Source organism: Mucilaginibacter aureus, assembly GCF_053514885.1.
Genome location: NZ_CP170601.1, coordinates 2,109,453 through 2,125,452 on the forward strand (window position 1 = coordinate 2,109,453; position 16,000 = coordinate 2,125,452).

General features: G+C 45.0%; 12 protein-coding genes and 1 pseudogene. 4 read left to right on the plus strand and 9 right to left on the minus strand.

The window, feature by feature from the left end; all coding sequences use genetic code 11:
• The first annotated feature begins 112 nt into the window (after window positions 1-112).
• On the plus strand, window positions 113-787 hold the full coding sequence (locus ACFGVR_RS08885; protein WP_448702455.1) for a YiiX family permuted papain-like enzyme: 675 nt from the start codon (window positions 113-115) through the stop codon (window positions 785-787).
• 47 nt (window positions 788-834) lie between these two features.
• Here the strand turns inward: ACFGVR_RS08885 and ACFGVR_RS08890 are convergent, their stop codons facing one another.
• The gene (locus ACFGVR_RS08890) at window positions 835-2,640 is read right to left on the minus strand and encodes a patatin-like phospholipase family protein (protein WP_448702456.1); all 1,806 of its coding nucleotides are present in this window, start codon (window positions 2,638-2,640) and stop codon (window positions 835-837) included.
• Window positions 2,641-2,864: 224 nt separating this feature from the next.
• On the opposite strand from ACFGVR_RS08890, the gene ACFGVR_RS08895 reads away from it, so the two are divergent.
• On the plus strand, window positions 2,865-3,860 hold the full coding sequence (locus ACFGVR_RS08895) for a mevalonate kinase family protein (protein ID WP_448702457.1): 996 nt from the start codon (window positions 2,865-2,867) through the stop codon (window positions 3,858-3,860).
• A gap of 1 nt (window position 3,861) precedes the next feature.
• Window positions 3,862-4,737, plus strand: coding sequence for a UTP--glucose-1-phosphate uridylyltransferase GalU (gene galU, locus ACFGVR_RS08900; RefSeq protein ID WP_448702458.1), 876 nt, complete (start codon window positions 3,862-3,864; stop codon window positions 4,735-4,737).
• A gap of 49 nt (window positions 4,738-4,786) precedes the next feature.
• Here the strand turns inward: galU and ACFGVR_RS08905 are convergent.
• From ACFGVR_RS08905 to namA, 4 genes and pseudogenes are all read right to left on the minus strand, one after another.
• A pseudogene (locus ACFGVR_RS08905) lies at window positions 4,787-5,446 on the minus strand (transmembrane-type terpene cyclase); the annotation flags it as partial.
• A 35-nt stretch (window positions 5,447-5,481) separates the two neighbouring features.
• On the minus strand, window positions 5,482-6,342 hold the full coding sequence (locus ACFGVR_RS08910) for a hypothetical protein (protein ID WP_448702459.1): 861 nt from the start codon (window positions 6,340-6,342) through the stop codon (window positions 5,482-5,484).
• A 202-nt stretch (window positions 6,343-6,544) separates the two neighbouring features.
• Window positions 6,545-6,967, minus strand: coding sequence for an OsmC family protein (locus ACFGVR_RS08915; RefSeq protein ID WP_448702460.1), 423 nt, complete (start codon window positions 6,965-6,967; stop codon window positions 6,545-6,547).
• A 62-nt stretch (window positions 6,968-7,029) separates the two neighbouring features.
• Window positions 7,030-8,094: an NADPH dehydrogenase NamA gene (namA, locus tag ACFGVR_RS08920; protein ID WP_448702461.1), complete on the minus strand. Its 1,065-nt coding sequence runs from the start codon at window positions 8,092-8,094 to the stop codon at window positions 7,030-7,032.
• A gap of 148 nt (window positions 8,095-8,242) precedes the next feature.
• Here namA and ACFGVR_RS08925 point away from each other — a divergent pair, with 148 nt between their 5' ends.
• Entirely contained in the window at window positions 8,243-9,238 is a 996-nt protein-coding gene (locus tag ACFGVR_RS08925; protein WP_448702462.1) for an MBL fold metallo-hydrolase, read from the plus strand.
• Window positions 9,239-9,337: 99 nt separating this feature from the next.
• On the opposite strand, the gene ACFGVR_RS08930 is transcribed toward ACFGVR_RS08925, so the two are convergent.
• The 4 genes from ACFGVR_RS08930 to ACFGVR_RS08945 form a co-directional block, all read right to left on the minus strand.
• Complete coding sequence (locus ACFGVR_RS08930; RefSeq protein ID WP_448702463.1) at window positions 9,338-9,775, minus strand: c-type cytochrome; 438 nt, start codon at window positions 9,773-9,775, stop codon at window positions 9,338-9,340.
• A gap of 15 nt (window positions 9,776-9,790) precedes the next feature.
• Complete coding sequence (locus tag ACFGVR_RS08935) at window positions 9,791-11,062, minus strand: PQQ-dependent sugar dehydrogenase (RefSeq protein ID WP_448702464.1); 1,272 nt, start codon at window positions 11,060-11,062, stop codon at window positions 9,791-9,793.
• Between the two features lie 137 nt (window positions 11,063-11,199).
• Window positions 11,200-14,514, minus strand: a complete 3,315-nt coding sequence (locus ACFGVR_RS08940; RefSeq protein ID WP_448702465.1) for a DUF5107 domain-containing protein — start codon at window positions 14,512-14,514, stop codon at window positions 11,200-11,202.
• Window positions 14,515-14,529: 15 nt separating this feature from the next.
• The gene (locus tag ACFGVR_RS08945; RefSeq protein WP_448702466.1) at window positions 14,530-15,873 is read right to left on the minus strand and encodes a sugar porter family MFS transporter; all 1,344 of its coding nucleotides are present in this window, start codon (window positions 15,871-15,873) and stop codon (window positions 14,530-14,532) included.
• Window positions 15,874-16,000 lie beyond the last annotated feature (127 nt).

Genomic DNA, 16,000 nt, shown 5'->3' on the forward strand with positions numbered 1-16,000 from the left:
CTAACCACATAATATAGAGCACTTGTTTAACAACAGGTGCTTTTTTTTGTAGAGTAATGATCAATATTTAATTAGCGCGATAGATAATGCATTTAAAGTATATTAGCTTATAATGAAAAAAATAGCGCTCGTATTTATATTGTTAATAGTATGTGTGGCATCGGTTTTAAAATGGCGGTCTCGGTATATCGTTTCACCCATCGAAAAGGCAAGAAAAGAAGTGACTAAGCTTAATGCGGATCAAGATCTGAGAGAAGGTGATCTGATATTCCAAACTTCGCTTTCAAAACAAAGTATGGCCGTTCAGTTAGCTACAAAATCAAGGTATTCTCATTGCGGTATAATTTTAAAAAACGGAAGCGGGTATAATGTTTTTGAAGCGGTACAACCTGTGAAATTTACACCTCTTTATCAGTGGATCGCCCGTGGTCAAAAAGGAAAATTTGTTATTAAGCGATTAAAAAACTCAAGTACTATTTTAACACCAACGGCCTTGGCAAAAATGCACAAGGTAGCAGATCAATTTAAAGGGAAGAGTTACGATCTCTTTTTTGAATGGTCAGGTGATAAGATATATTGTTCAGAACTGATCTGGAAGATCTACCAACGTTCTACCGGAATTGAAATAGGCAAGCTTCAAAAGTTAAGCGATCTGGATCTGAAAAATGCTATAGTTAAGAAAAAAATGGAAGAACGTTATGGTAATAACATTCCGTTCAATGAAACAGTTATTTCTCCGGAAGAGATGTTTGACAGTGAATTGTTAATTACTGTAAAGTCAAATTAAGGTTTGACCTTTGCTATGGGTTATGGACCGCTCCCACCAATGAACCATCAAACCATAAAAAACGGATTCGCTTTAAACAATTTCCAATCCTCCAACAAACGCGCTTTCAACCCCTGCAATTGCACATCATCCTTCCATTTCGCATCCAAAACCTCTAAACGGTATATGCGCTTTAACAGGTTATAACACATGGTAAACTGCCCGCAGGCAATAACCGTATCCCGGTCAGTCTGCACACCACTGTTAAACCACAAGGTAGTGCCCACTGCAGTTGCCGCCGTAGCGGCCGTCTGCATGGCGGGGCTTGGCTCTAAAATATCGGCTACAGCCGGCCACCAGGCTTTATCCCTGGTTTTAAGGTTATCCAGCCGTACCTCGTTATGCTGAACCGAAAACTCGTAAATAAAGCACGACATTGCCCTGTTTTTATAAGCCGGCATGGTATAAAAACTATTGTAGGCCTGCCTTCTTTCCTGTGCTAAAAAAACCTTCAAATTTAACAGCAGCATTGATTGCGCGCGCGAGGCCATCATTTGCTGCAATAAAGTAAACCGTAGTTTAAAAAAATACCCAATGTATTTGATCAGTGATCTTCCAAAACTGGTTTTAGCCATTTTTTGCTTCTGCTCTTTAAAAATACGTTGCAGGTACAGGTAAATTACACCCGGTATAAAGGTCAGTACCAGTATACTCAACCCTACGGTTCTGCTGGTGCATCCAAAAAACAGCAGCACTATAGCGGCAATAAAGGCTACCAGTATCACCGTCATAATGATATTTACCTTGTTAATGGTAAGGTTTTTATACCACCGCTTTGTTTCGGTTGGGTTTACAAACTGATCCATAAAATAGCTGCCCACATCGCATACCATCATTACATCAAATGGTTTTTTAGGCGGGTGGGTTGCCCTAAAGTTATCCTCCATCATCATGCTCCCCAGTCCCTGGTTATCAACAACACCGCCATCCATCATACAAAAAGGCTTGTTGGCTATTTCGGGCAGTTTAAGCGGGTTGTTGTTTTTATAACTGATGGCCGACAGCATTTCATCAGCATTACTGAGGCCGGGGTGAATATAATCGTAAGGGTAAACCATCGGCTCAAAACCCGAAGGGAAACACGACGATGTAGCCGCGAGATCGCTCAACTTTAATTTACGGGCAACATCGGCATTATTAAAATGCAGGTAATAATTACCTACAGTAAATATACTATCCGGGTAACCATTGGTTTGAAAACGGAAAGCAATACCGTTATTAAGCTCGGTCGCATTAAAACAAACCGTTTTTAAATGCGGGTTTGCACTATGGTCAAAAAACACATCCAGCGTTTCACTTTTACCTTCTTTGCTGGTAAACAGCATTTCATCATAAGCTTTCGCGAAGGCATTGATCAGGTTATGCTCTTTTTTTACTGTCTTTACCCACCCGGTTGCTGCATCCGTTTGCTGCCCCACCTCGTTCCATTTTTTAGGATCGGTTAAAATATCAAACACCCGGTTCAGCAGGTCCTCGCCATTCATAAAAACCTTCATGTTGGCGTAAAAGGTATTAAAATCAAATCCCGGCTTGTAAACGCTGGCACTGTAATACGAGTTGGTTAATGAGCCGCCCGACGTGGAAGTTATAAACGTAATATGTTTCAACAGGCAATCATCCTCAGTTGTCATCCAGGCGCGGTTTAGGTAACACATGGCGCCCAGGCTAAAGGCCGCCGCCCTAAAGCCGCCGCCCGATAGGGCCAGTGCAATATCACCAAACGGAGTTTCGGGTGCTACGGTAGCTAATTGCCGTAAGACTTCCTGCGGGGTCTCCACCTGCGCAGGCGGGGTAGACAGATCTAATAGTGACATACGATCGTAAATTTAGGTATGCCAAGTTAAATAATATTAATTAATAATACACTTGCAAGTGGCTGTATATTAATATTAATAATTATAATTTGCCATAAAGTTAATGGCAGTCATAAACTCTGTAACCGTTCCTATTGTATAAAAAAGCGCAAAGTTTATCATGCAATATTTCGGGATAACTATTTTTATCCTCATTTTTAGCCCAAATCAAGTTTAATTCTATTATGATCATTGATTCCCGCGCATTTGCAAGGGCCGGTTTGCTGGGCAACCCCAGCGACGGATACTTCGGTAAGACCATTAGTTTAAGTATCAAAAATTTTGGTGCCCACATTCTGCTCTATCAATCGCCCGAACTGGCTATTGAACAGCAGGAAGCCGATGCCAATTCTTTCCGCAATATCTATCACCTCAAAGAAACCGTTAGCCTGATTGGCTACAATGGCGGCATCCCAATTATTAAAGCGGCCATCAAAAAGTTTTGTGATTATTGCGATGATAACGGTATCCGCCTGTCAAACAAAAACTTTACCATCCGCTACCATTCTACTATTCCGAGGCAGGTAGGTTTGGCCGGCTCAAGCGCTATCATCATCGCTACCTTAAAGGCATTAATGCAATTTTATAAGGTGGATATCCCGATGCATATACTACCCAACATCGCTTTAGCCGCCGAAACCCAGGAGATGGGGATCAATGCCGGCCTGCAGGACAGGGTGATACAATGCTATGAAGGCTGCGTACACATGGATTTTAACAAACCGCAGATAGAAAAACACGGCTACGGGGTATACACGCCTATCGATCCAACGCTTTTGCCTAAACTATACATTGCTTATAAAACCGACTTAGGCAAGGTATCAGGCAAGGTACTGAACGAGATACGCGCCAAATACGATAAAGGCGATAAGCATACGATCGATACGCTGACTACCATTGCCAACCTTGCCGACCAGGGTGCCCAGGCTATTGCTGATAAAGATTACGGCTTGCTTGGCGAGTTGATCAACGCCAATTTTGATAACCGCTGCAAGATCATGACCATCAGCGAAAGCAATATGCAGCTCATCAATACGGCCCGGGGTTGTGGCGCAACGGCCTCATTTACCGGTTCGGGCGGTGCCATTATAGGTACTTACCACGATGACGAAATGCTCAAAAAATTAATTTACAGTCTTAAAAAAATAAACGCCCGCGTTATAAAACCCTATATGATTTAATATGGTAAAGAAAGCAGTAATTCCCGCAGCCGGTTTAGGAACCAGGTTTTTACCCGCCACCAAAGCCTCACCAAAAGAAATGCTCCCTATTATCGACACGCCTACCATCCAATACGTGGTTCAGGAAGCTGTTGATTCGGGCATCGAAGATATCCTGATCATTTCGGGTAAAGGTAAACGTTCAATAGAAGATCACTTCGACCGTCACCCCGAACTGGAAGAGCGCCTGCTGGAAAAGGAAGACAAGATGTACGACGAGATCATGCACCTGTCAGACATGGCCAACATCCACTTCATCCGCCAAAAAGAGATCAACGGCCTGGGCGATGCCATTTACTATGCGCGCCATCATACCGGTAACCAGCCTTTTGCTGTGCTGTTAGGCGATACCATTATCAATTCGGCCATCCCGGTAACGCAGCAGCTCATTGATATTTACGAACAATATCAAAGCACCGTAATAGCGGTCGAAACTGTACCTCGCGATAAAGTTTCGCGCTATGGCATCGTTGGCGGCGAAATGCTGTCGGACACGCTGATGAGCCTCAATACGCTTATTGAAAAACCGGCTACTGATAAGGCGCCATCAAACCTGGCCATTGCCGGCCGCTATGTGTTAACTCCCGAAATTTATAGCGCGCTCGAAAAAACGCCGCCGGGTAAAAACAACGAGGTACAGCTAACCGATGCGATGGTAAACCTGCTTAAAAGCGAAAGCATGTATGCCCACACTATTGAAGGTAAGCGTTACGATATCGGCAATAAGCTTGATTTTTTAAAAACCAATGTTGAGTTTGCTTTACGCAGAAAAGAATTTGCCAAGCCGTTCTATGCCTTTTTAAAAGAGATGATAGAGGAGTATAAAGGGCAGTTGTAAATTTGAAATTAGCTTTGACAACTTTTTAAAAGTTGTCAAAGTTTGCTTGTTAAAACCTCCCAAAAACCTTCACACGCTGTTGCTTAAGCTGATTGGCCAGCATAAAAATATAGATCACATCGTAAACCAAAATAGCTACAAATAAAAACTGCAGCAAAGGCGATTGACCATAAGTTTTAACCTGGGTATAAAAAGCTATGGATGCGATCAGCGTACCTGCCATTTTAAATATCGCGATATAAATGCTTTGGCCCGCAACGCTTTTGCGCTGCCGCAGCATCGTGATAAACAATACCGACATCATTAAATTTTGCCCGAAAGCAGCGTAGGCCCCGTGGGTGTCTTTTAACTCATTACCCAGTAATAAGATCAGTACAAAAGCTACGGTAAGCCCTAACAAAAATTGCAGGTAAAAAGTACCGGCCAACCTTATTTTAGGTACGGGCGGGCCAAAGCGCAGGTATTGCAACAAAATCAGCACATCAAAGGCAAACCATATCCGGTCTACAGCCAGTTGGGGCATGGTATGCGGATAAACAAACGAGTAAATAGCCTCCCACGATAAATTAGCCAGTAAAGCTGCAGCGGGCATACCGTAGGTCAGGTCGATCACTCCACGCCGGATGATCAATAAATAGGTTATTGTCCAGCACACTCCGGAGCTGATCATTAACTGGTGATAAACAGACATAACCCAAATATAGATTAAAACCGGGTAGTTTTTAAAATAGTGATAGGTCTAAATCACTTTTTAGCCAGGGTGTACTCGCCCCAAAAGTCGGTTGGTGCAGCGCCACCACCACCATCCATCATCACCGTCATACCAGGCCCCCCTTCACTGCTACTCATAGGCATAGGCATACCACCACCTATGATGCTAATTGCCTGCACGGGCCGGTCGCTGCCAAACATACTCACGCCGTTCAGTAAAATATGATAACTGAATTTTATAGGCTTATCTACCGAAAATCCGATCCGCTTTAAGCTGATCGCTATTTCGCAGGTAAAAACTCCTTTATTATCGTATCGGCCCGCGGCTTTTAAACCATCTTCATTATATACCGATATCAGCGAATCCAGGTCTTTAAACCCCAAAGCACCTATCCATTTTGCCCGTTGACTAAATTGTTTATTACGCGCCGCCATCACCGAGTCGGCCTCTTTTTCGCTGGGTTGCTCATTGTTCGGGGTGGCAGATCGCCTTACGCTGCTTACCATGATCACTCTGCCTGCCATTTTGCCTTGTGTTGTTGCTATGATCACCGGGTAAACAACACGCATACCGTCCTTATCGTTTTTTTTGCCCGATGGCTGTATGGTCAAACACACCCCGCCCGAATTAATTTTACGGATGATGGCGCCATCTGTAGCCTGCACTGTTAAGTACAGGTTCTCATCATCATTACTCAGGGTGTAAAAAATATCGGTTGCGTGGTTATAAGCCTTAAATTGATTGTCCCATTCTGTAACCTTGCCATCAATTTTTATATCCGCAGGCGCGCGTACACTACCCTGTTGTATATTGGGCAGTTTTTGTGCCTTTGCCGCGATCACAAACAATAAACAAACCGATATGATGGACAAAAATGTTTTGAGTTTCTGCATAGCTGTATTGAACTAATTATTTAGTTAAAGCTAAAGCATTTTATCCGGAATCAGATGTTAAATAACGTTAAAATAAAAAAAGCACCATTAATATATATAATGATGCTTTTTATGATCTCCCCTTCAGTGGAGGTTATTAGCAAGTTATCTGTTTTTTTAAAGATGCTAATGAGGGCTTCGCCGTATACAGAGTCTTGGTTTCTTACCCCTCGTAAGTAGCGGTTAAGGTAATAGGCACGTTTAAGGCTTTTGATATGATGCAGTTGGCTTTAGCGCCTTCGGCAACCTGCTGAAAAGTAGCATTATCAACACCTTCAATTTTTGATGCCTTTAACTCCAGGTGTATCCCGGTGATCGATAATGCCTGCATATCCAGGTCTAATGTAGCTTCGGTATCAAGGTCGTTAGGGGTAAAGCCTGCCTGGGTTAAAGCAGCGCCAACAGCCATGGTAAAGCAACCGGCGTGCGCAGCGGCTATCAGTTCTTCAGGGTTAGTACCGATGCCATCAGCAAAACGGGTTTTAAATGAAAATTGCGTGTCGTTCAACACAGTGCTTTGTGTTGATATTTTGCCTTCGCCAGCTTGCAGCGTGCCATTCCAATGGGCTTTTGCGGTACGTTTCATAAAGTATTGATTTTGGTTTCTGTTAATGTTATAAAGCTACGCATTTGTTTGTGAACTGCATATTACCATTTTGCACGCTCGTATTGCAGCGGCCATTTTACCTCGTGTCCTAAAACGTGTGCTGCCCTTAACGGGAAGTGCGGGTCGCGCAGCATTTCCCGGGCCAGCAAAACTACATCAGCCTTACCGCTTTGAATGATCTCGTCGGCCTGTTTCGGCTCGGTTATCATACCCACGGCCCCGGTTAAAATACCGGTTTGCTTACGTACGTTTTCGGCAAACTGTACCTGGTATCCCGGCCCAACCGGTATTTTAGCAGTGGCCACATTACCGCCCGAAGAACAGTCGATCAGGTCAACACCTTTTTCTTTTAATATCTCTGCCAGCTTAACCGATTCATCAGTGGTCCAGCCGCCTTCGGTCCAGTCGGTAGCCGATATTCGTACGAATAACGGATTCTCCTGCGGCCAGGCTGTACGTATAGTATCAGTGATCTCCAATAATAATCTAATCCTGTTCTCAAAGCTTCCGCCGTATTCATCGGTACGGTGGTTACTTACCGGCGATAAAAATTCGTGCAGCAGATAGCCATGCGCGGCATGTATTTCTATCACCTTAAAGCCTGCTTTTAATGCCCTGAATGTAGCCTGTTTAAAATCTTCTGTCACTTTAGCAATGCCATCTTTATCCAGTTCCAGCGGCTTTTCTTCAGCATCGGTAAAGGCTATAGCACTTGGGGCAACCGTCTGCCAGCCGCCATTTAACAATGGCACCTGTTTGCCGCCCGCCCATGGTACATCGTGGCTGGCTTTGCGCCCCGCGTGTGCCAGTTGTATACCGGCCACTGCGCCATGCTGGTGGATAAAAGTGGTTATTCTTTCCAGTTCGGTAATGTGCTCATCTTTCCAGATACCTAAGTCGCCGGCGCTTATTCTGCCTTCCGGCGATACTGCTGTAGCTTCGGTAATTACTAAGCCGGCGCCACCCACGGCACGGCCGCCCAAATGCACCAGGTGCCAGTTGTTGGCAAAGCCATCTTCGCTGCTATACTCGCACATAGGCGATACAACTATTCTGTTTTTAAATTCAACGCCCCGTATGGTCAACGGGCTAAAAAGGTGTGGCATACTTTGATTTTTTGTTCAATTTTAACACTAATTTACCAACTTGGGTTTTCCCTCCGTTAATAAGTACTTTGGTATGACGAATGCCCTCATTTATGTCATTTAAATAACTTATTTTCGATTTTTATGATACGTTTTTCTCTGGATAATTATGCAATCATCTCCTAATTTCGACGGTAAAGTTTTCGTTAATCCCATCCCAACCAAAGTTGGCGGCGACGGCAATATGGGTAAAATACTAACCGAATATTTTCTAAAATCGCATCCAAACCGCACTCCGGCAAAAACACCGGGGCCTTTTCCGGTCGACCATGATCAACTGAACTATTTACCTGCCGATACCCTGCGCATCACCTGGCTCGGCCATTCGGGCTTAATTATCGAAATTGATGGCAAGCGTATTTTAACCGACCCGGTTTATCGCCGCGCGTCGCCCTTTCAGTTTATGGGGCCAAAGCGGTTTTTTCCGGTACCTATCGCGCTTAATGAGCTGCCGCACCTGGATGCCATTATCATCTCGCACGATCATTACGACCATCTTGACCAGCAGATCATTGTTGCATTGGCTACCAAAGGCACACCTATATATACTTCGCTTGGCGTGGGCGATATTTTAAACAAGTGGGGCATACCCAAAACGCACATTACCGAAATGGATTGGTGGCAAAGTGTTGATATTGGTGGAGGAATTACGATTACAGCTGCCCCGGCAAGGCATTTTTCGGGCCGCAGCCTGTTTAACCGCATGCAAACGCTTTGGTCGTCGTTCGCTATTAAAGGACCGGTACACAATGTTTATTACGGTGCCGATAGCGGCATCCATCCATTGTTTAAAGATATTGGCGAACGCCTTGGCCCGTTTGATATTGCGATGCTGGAAGTTGGCGCATCAAACCCGCTTTGGGCCGATATACACATGGGGCCGGTATTCGCTACCGATGCAATGCTGGCTTTAGGTGCCAAAGTAATGATGCCAATCCATTGGGGAACGTTTAACCTTGCCATGCACACCTGGACACAACCCGTTGAAGAGGTAATGAAACAAGCCGAAGAAAAGCACATCAAACTATTACTCCCCGCACCAGGCGAGACATATACTTATGATGGTAAACCCTACATCAACAAATGGTGGGAACCGTTTATGTAACCACAAAAGTCATCCCGAACTTGTTTCGGGATCCCTCGTGATTAGTCTGCGCATACTTGTCCCGTGGGGTGCTGAAACAAGTTCAGCATGACTTCATTTTTATTTCTTATTCGCCGCCCTTGCCGCTTTAACTTCGGCAGGCTTCACAGCACTGGCCTTATTGCCAAAGCTGCTGCGTACGTAAGTGAGTACATCGGCTATTTCCTGGTCGCTTAAAAAGTTATGTGGCGCCATATTGTTCGAGTAGGTTTCGCCGTCTATCTCCACATTTTGCGCAAAGCCGTTTAATACCACCTTGATCAGTTTGGTTTTATCGCCAAGCACATAGCTTGTTTTAACCAATGGTGGATTCATATTGGGTACACCGCCGCCATCAGCAAAATGACAGCTTAAACAGTTTTTGGTATACACCACCTTGCCGCGCTCAATTGACGCAGGAGTTCCCGGTTTAACAGCGGCGGTTTTAGGTTTGGTTTGGGCAAATACACAAAAGCTTAATGGCATTAGCAACAAAGCAGCGGCTAAATATTTCTTCATAAAATGTTAAAGGTGTTATTTTTTATAAATGATACGGTAAATAGTTCCTTTGCTGTCGTCGCTAACATAAAGCGAACCATCCGGGCCTTGTGCCAGGCCACATGGGCGATGATCGGCACGGCCGGAAGCCGTTTTTTCTGCTGAGCCCGAAAAGTTATCGGCAAATACTTCCCAGTTGCCATAAGGCTTACCGTCTTTAAAAGGTTGGAAAACCACAAAGTAACCGGCCTGTGGTTCAGGCGCGCGGTTCCACGATCCGTGGAAAGCAATAAATGCACCATTTTTATATTTCTCAGGGAACATATTACCGGTGTAAAATAGCAAGCCGTTAGGTGCCATGTGGCCGGGGTATGCTGCCGCCGGGTCGATAAAGTTGCCAACGGCTTCTTTTTTACCATCGCCGCCATACTCCGGAGCCATTATTTTTTTATGCTGTATCTGGTCGTAATACATGTACGGCCAGCCTGCATTATCGCCTTTCTTTAAAGCGTATAAACACTCGGCCGGTAACTCTGCCGATTGCTTCACAGTAAACATATCCGGGAAGATATCATGCAGTTGATCACGGCCATGCTGCATTACAAAAAGCTGGTTATCCTGCTGGTTCCAGTCCAAACCAACCACATTGCGCAGGCCGGTAGCATAGCGTACACCATCGCCATAGGTTTGGTTTAATTTGTTGGCCTTAAACTGCCATATCCCACCAGCCGAATCTAATATCGGGCAACCCTTAATGCCCATCGAACCCAACTTGCGGTCCTCCTGCTGGCACGAATTTGAGTACGCGCCAACGTTTACATAAATATTGCCCGCGTTATCCAGCACTATCGATTTGGTTTCGTGCTCGCGGCCCATTTTTAAACCAGTAACTATTTTCTCGGGCTCGTTAGGGTTTATTACTTTATTATTTGCATCAAGTTTATACCTGAATACTTCTGTATTTGATGAAGCGTACAGGTAACCATCCTTAATATAGATACCGGTACCACCATAGTTTGCAAAACCGCCTGTTAACACCGCTTTGCCATCGGCATTTTGGTGCAGCACCAAAATGGCCTTGCCATCTTTATTGTTTCGGGCCAGTTTAACATAAATATCACCCTGGGGGGTAACGGTTAAATGCCGTGCGCGGGCGCCTGTTTCGGCAACCTTTAAAGCGCCAAAACCTGCAGGTAGTTTTAATCCTGCATTATCGCCATCGGCAGTTACACCCGTTTCTGCTTTTAACGCAAATAGCGCAATGGTCACTACAGCAACGGGTATAAGGTATTTTAATTTGGTTTTCATGGTGATAGATTATTGGTGCCGAAGCTACCAATTTTTCTGCGAACAAGTAAAGTTTAGCAGTTTAATAATACTGGCAACACACTATCGCAACAATGGTGTTACAAATACTCCATACGTGTAACTTATATAACAATCAATTATGTTAATTGCCTTACCATCCTGATATGGGTATTGGCTCCAAAATGCATCGCATCAGCATTTAAAATTAATGTAAAAGCTTGGTTAGCCTGTGTGTATTCCTTAAGTCCCAAATAGCCAAGCCCGGCAATATACTGGCAATGTAAGGTATTTCGCACGTTCAGATCATCATCAAATATCAGCAGGTTAGGCAGCGATACCGCGAAGTAGTCCAACGTTATCTCATCGTTTTGATGCTTATTGCCATAGGCCACCAGTTTATTAAATATTGTGGTGGCTTTTTTAGGTTCGCCTAACTTTAGCCATGCCAAGCCCTGGTAAAATATTTTATCAGGCTGCTGGTCGTTATAAAAAATTGCCGCCCCGGGTTCAGCTAAACCCTTGGTAGCTTTTTGCCAGTAATTTTTTGCTTCCGCGATGTTATTCAAACCTTCATAAGCACATCCCAACCAGTAAAATATATCGTTTTCCTGTGCGCCGGGCAGCTTGCCTTCGCCTAAATTGTCGGGATAGGTTTGCGCTTTGGTCAGGTATTCCGTCGCACGGTTAAAATCCCCGTTCTCGATACAAAGCTTGGCCATCTCGGTCAAACTGAAAATATACTGACCAGATGCCTTCCCTTCGCCGCCTTCCCAGGGGTGAAATTTACGGCTCATCAACAGCTCAAAAGCCCGCTCATAATTCCCCGTAAAATTATAAATAGCCGCACGTTCCAGGTACAGGTCGTCACGGTCGAGAGTTACAGCCAGGTTATCCTCCAACAATTTTAGCCGCTGTTCCGGACTGTGGTTTGACCTTTTGTACAACTGATCCAACTCCATCAGTACACGGGCATCGGCTTGATCAAGCTGGTACGCTTTTTCAAATACATAAAGCGCCTGCTGCGCATCATTCAACTTATTAAAATAAGCGATGCCCAGGTTACGCAATACTGTTGGGAACGCCGGGGCTTTCTTTGCTGATAGCTGCCAGTTACTTATTGCCTCTGGGTACTGGCGTTTATCGTACCATAAACTACCTAAATAATAGGGTGCCATGGCATCATCAGGGTTTGCTTTAATGGCGTACTCTAAAACAACGATATCTTCTAATCTATTGGGGAAACAATACGCCGGGTCGGCACTGGCTGCAGTATTCAGATAGCCTGCAACGTTATTACTATCCTTACTCAGGCTACTGTAATAAGCCAGGTAATAATTTACTAATGGCTGTTGCCGATGATCTTTTACCTGCAGAAGTAAAGTAATGGCCTCCGGATATAATCCCGCCGAAGCATAATCTATTGCGTATGCGACCAGGTTATTGGCGGTGGCACGGCTTAACGTTAGCAATTGATTCATCGCTTTCTTGGCGCGATGCTCCATCCTTAATTCCTGGTAACACAAATAAACCCCGAACAACACGCCTATGTTAAAACTGTCCCGTTTAATGGCTTCTTCGGCTACAGCCAGCGCCTCTTTAATACGATCGAGCTTGAGCAACGCCATTACTTTAACAGTATAGGCCTTACCATTACGCGCGTTACGGTCTATAGATTGGTCGATATGCTCCAGAGCCAGCTCATAATGCCCGCGCATCATATCAATTTCTGCCACGGCAAAAAAGCCGTTATCCTGCCAGGCACTGTTCCAGGTAGCTTTAAAAAAGGCATCGTAAGCCTCATTAATTTTACCCTGATATTTAAGACACAAACCCAGGTTATAACAAGCCTCCCCATCGTATGGATTTGGGTTACGCTGGGTAATGGTAGCAATAGCTTTGCGAAAATACGGTTCGCTTTTGGCAAACATCCCGCGCCTGAAATACCACAAGCCCAAAGCGTTATTATTGCGCGCATCCATCGGATCGCGTTTCAAGGCTTCCTCATAATAAGGCACCGGGCTATAAGTAGCATGGCGGTATTGCTCCAGGTGCTGGCCTGTTAAAAATAATTGTTCGCAAGTGGCTACTTCATGCGGCTGCAATGCCGGCTTTGCCGGTTCGGGAATCTCGTTTTGCTTATTTCGCGATGCCGAGTAAGCAATAAGTTCTTTTCCGGATGCGCTTAATACCACAAGCTTTAATTCTTGCTCGTCAACTTTCCCGTTAAGGGCAACTGTATTTTGGTATTCCTTTGCCGGAGAAATATCGGCGCTTTCGCTAAATACCAGTTTATCCTGATGATATAGTTCGACTTCTACTTCGCTTAGCGCTGATGTAGCAAACAATTTAATATCGACGGCATTACCCCCCAACTCCATATTCAACAAAATATCTTTACTGGCATTTTTAACCACGCCCAGTTCGCGGTAAGGTAAAAAATACTGGGTGAACGATTTCTCTTCATTTGGCATCAGCCAGCTAAAGTCGGGCTGATTATCAGTAAAAACACCCGTCATTAATTCAATATACGGCCCGTCCTCATCGGTCAGGTTCCTGTCCCAGGCTACGCCAAAATCGCCATTACCCCAGGTCCATTGTTTTTTTCCCGGCGAAACATGATGATCGGCCACATGCAGCACACCCGCCCGGGTATCGTGCTCATAGCCACCAACAAAGTCGTACTCGCTGTTTACCGCCATATACGATGTTGGCACCGGGATATTTTTATACCGCGAGATATCTGTACCGGGTGAGTAATCAACTTTATAATAAGTGCCGGTAGCGATCGGAAAAGTGGAAACGTCACGCTTACCATGATCAAATACCGCATTTACGTCGGGCGGGAAAACCGACTGGTAATCATCATTTACCTTTACCGCCGGGTTGGCCCACCATAAAAAGGTTTGCGGCAAATTGCTGCGGTTATACAGCTTTGCTTTTATCTCCAGGTAGGCCTTATCGGGATACAAGGTAAACCCAGCCATGCCTTTGGTATGAAACATCTTTTCAACCTCATTAACCCAAATGGTTTTGCTGCCATCGGTATGAGCTTCCATGCAAAAATCAACCGGCTCAAACGTGCTTGGCCTGTGGTGCTGCGGCCAGTTAAATTCTATCCCGCCCGATATCCACGGGCCGCAAAGCCCAACCAATGCCGGTTTAATTACCTGGTTATAATAGATAAAATGGCGCTGCTTTATTTTATCGTATGCCATTTGTACCCGGCCGCCCAACTCGGGCAGTATCATTACCTTTAGATACTCATTCTCTAAAAAAACTCCGGTATATTCTTTGTCTGTTTTTTCATCGTATATCTTCTCGATCACCGGGTTAGGGTAAACCACACCACTGCTGCCCTGGTAAACACGTTTTTCAAAAAACATCGGGTTTTTATCAGGCGTGCCTGTCTCGTAAGTTGGGATAACTACTTTCTCTATCCAGCTTTTAACCATTGCTTGCAGGAGTTTTTAATGCGTAAAATTGTGTTCTAATTCTTCCAGTGTTTGCCCTTTGGTTTCTTTTACCTTAGTCCTGATAAACAAAAAGCCTAAAAAGCAAATGGCGGCGTATAGATAAAATGGCCCGTAGGTTCCAAGCTTTGCCGCTAACGGCGGGAAGGTAAATACCAGGATAAAGTAAGCTGCCCAAAGGCTGACGATAGCTACCGACGATGCCACGCCACGAATGTTATTCGGAAATATTTCGGATATCAACACCCAGGTAACCGGCGCCAGCGAAGTGGCATACATCCCTATAGCGAGTAACACGCAAACCGAAACAATGGCCGGCGAAGCCTGATTTTTTAGCGACAAGGCCAGTACAATGTAAATAACCGACAGGCCAAGCGAACCAATCAACATTAACGGCCTGCGGCCCAGTTTATCCACCTGCCACATGGCCAGCAGGGTAAACAGCATATTGACGATACCGATGGCTACCGTCTCAAATAACTGGCTATCCAAATTGGCCCCCACCGATTTAAAAATGGTCGAGGTATAATTAAACACCACATTGATGCCGCAAAACTGCTGAAAAACAGCCAGGGTAATACCCACCACCACCGCCGGGCGAACAGCTTTGGCAAACACCGCGCTGTACGATTGTTTTTTGCTCCCGGTTAACGATAGCGCAATATCCGACATCGTATTACCCGCAAAACCACTATCACCTATCTTATTTAAGATCTGCAACGCCTTTTCGTCCTTGCCCGCTTTTACCAGCCAGCGCGGGCTTTCCGGTAAAAAAATCACACCAAACAAAAACAGCAGCGATGGCACACATCCCAAACCAAACATCCAGCGCCAGGCATCCGGGCCCTTATCCGCCAGGGTATAATTGACCAGGTTGGTCACCAATATCCCGATAACAATGGTGAGTTGATTGATAGCCACGTTGCGCCCGCGGATAGCTGCAGGCGATACTTCGGCAATATACATCGGGCTCAGCATCGATGCCATGCCCACGCCTATGCCCGCGGCAAACCGCATCATTACAAACTCGGTGAGCCCCTGCGAAAAAGCCATCCCCAACGATGAGATGGCAAATATGGCGGCGGCCAGCATTAAGCCCGGCCGACGGCCGTACCTGTCGGCCAGGTTACCTGCCAACAGGCATCCTACAATACAGCCCAAAGCAAGCGAGCCGGTTAAAAAGCCCTCCCACCAGCTTGATAGTTGAAACGTTGTGCGTAAAAATGGTAACGCGCCCGCTATCACCGCAAAATCAAACCCGAACAGATAGCCTCCTAAGGCCGATATAAAGGATATGCCCAATATATAGGCATGGTTAAACCTGTTTGCTTTAGTATTCATTAAGTTGATAATTGGTAAACTAAAGTAGCGTAACCCGGGTACAGTCACAATGGATATTTTTTTATAAAAGATGGACTTTATTACCTTTATATTTATTGCACTTCAAAGGTTATCGGGAAAACCATCA

What these genes read in the sequence shown, in the direction of transcription:
- ACFGVR_RS08885 (WP_448702455.1), top strand. Translation starts at nt 113, where the DNA reads ATGAAAAAAATAGCGCTCGTATTTATATTGTTAATAGTATGTGTGGCA.
- ACFGVR_RS08890 (WP_448702456.1), bottom strand. Translation starts at nt 2,640, where the DNA reads ATGTCACTATTAGATCTGTCTACCCCGCCTGCGCAGGTGGAGACCCCG.
- ACFGVR_RS08895 (WP_448702457.1), top strand. Translation starts at nt 2,865, where the DNA reads ATGATCATTGATTCCCGCGCATTTGCAAGGGCCGGTTTGCTGGGCAAC.
- galU (WP_448702458.1), top strand. Translation starts at nt 3,862, where the DNA reads ATGGTAAAGAAAGCAGTAATTCCCGCAGCCGGTTTAGGAACCAGGTTT.
- ACFGVR_RS08910 (WP_448702459.1), bottom strand. Translation starts at nt 6,342, where the DNA reads ATGCAGAAACTCAAAACATTTTTGTCCATCATATCGGTTTGTTTATTG.
- ACFGVR_RS08915 (WP_448702460.1), bottom strand. Translation starts at nt 6,967, where the DNA reads ATGAAACGTACCGCAAAAGCCCATTGGAATGGCACGCTGCAAGCTGGC.
- namA (WP_448702461.1), bottom strand. Translation starts at nt 8,094, where the DNA reads ATGCCACACCTTTTTAGCCCGTTGACCATACGGGGCGTTGAATTTAAA.
- ACFGVR_RS08925 (WP_448702462.1), top strand. Translation starts at nt 8,243, where the DNA reads ATGCAATCATCTCCTAATTTCGACGGTAAAGTTTTCGTTAATCCCATC.
- ACFGVR_RS08930 (WP_448702463.1), bottom strand. Translation starts at nt 9,775, where the DNA reads ATGAAGAAATATTTAGCCGCTGCTTTGTTGCTAATGCCATTAAGCTTT.
- ACFGVR_RS08935 (WP_448702464.1), bottom strand. Translation starts at nt 11,062, where the DNA reads ATGAAAACCAAATTAAAATACCTTATACCCGTTGCTGTAGTGACCATT.
- ACFGVR_RS08940 (WP_448702465.1), bottom strand. Translation starts at nt 14,514, where the DNA reads ATGGTTAAAAGCTGGATAGAGAAAGTAGTTATCCCAACTTACGAGACA.
- ACFGVR_RS08945 (WP_448702466.1), bottom strand. Translation starts at nt 15,873, where the DNA reads ATGAATACTAAAGCAAACAGGTTTAACCATGCCTATATATTGGGCATA.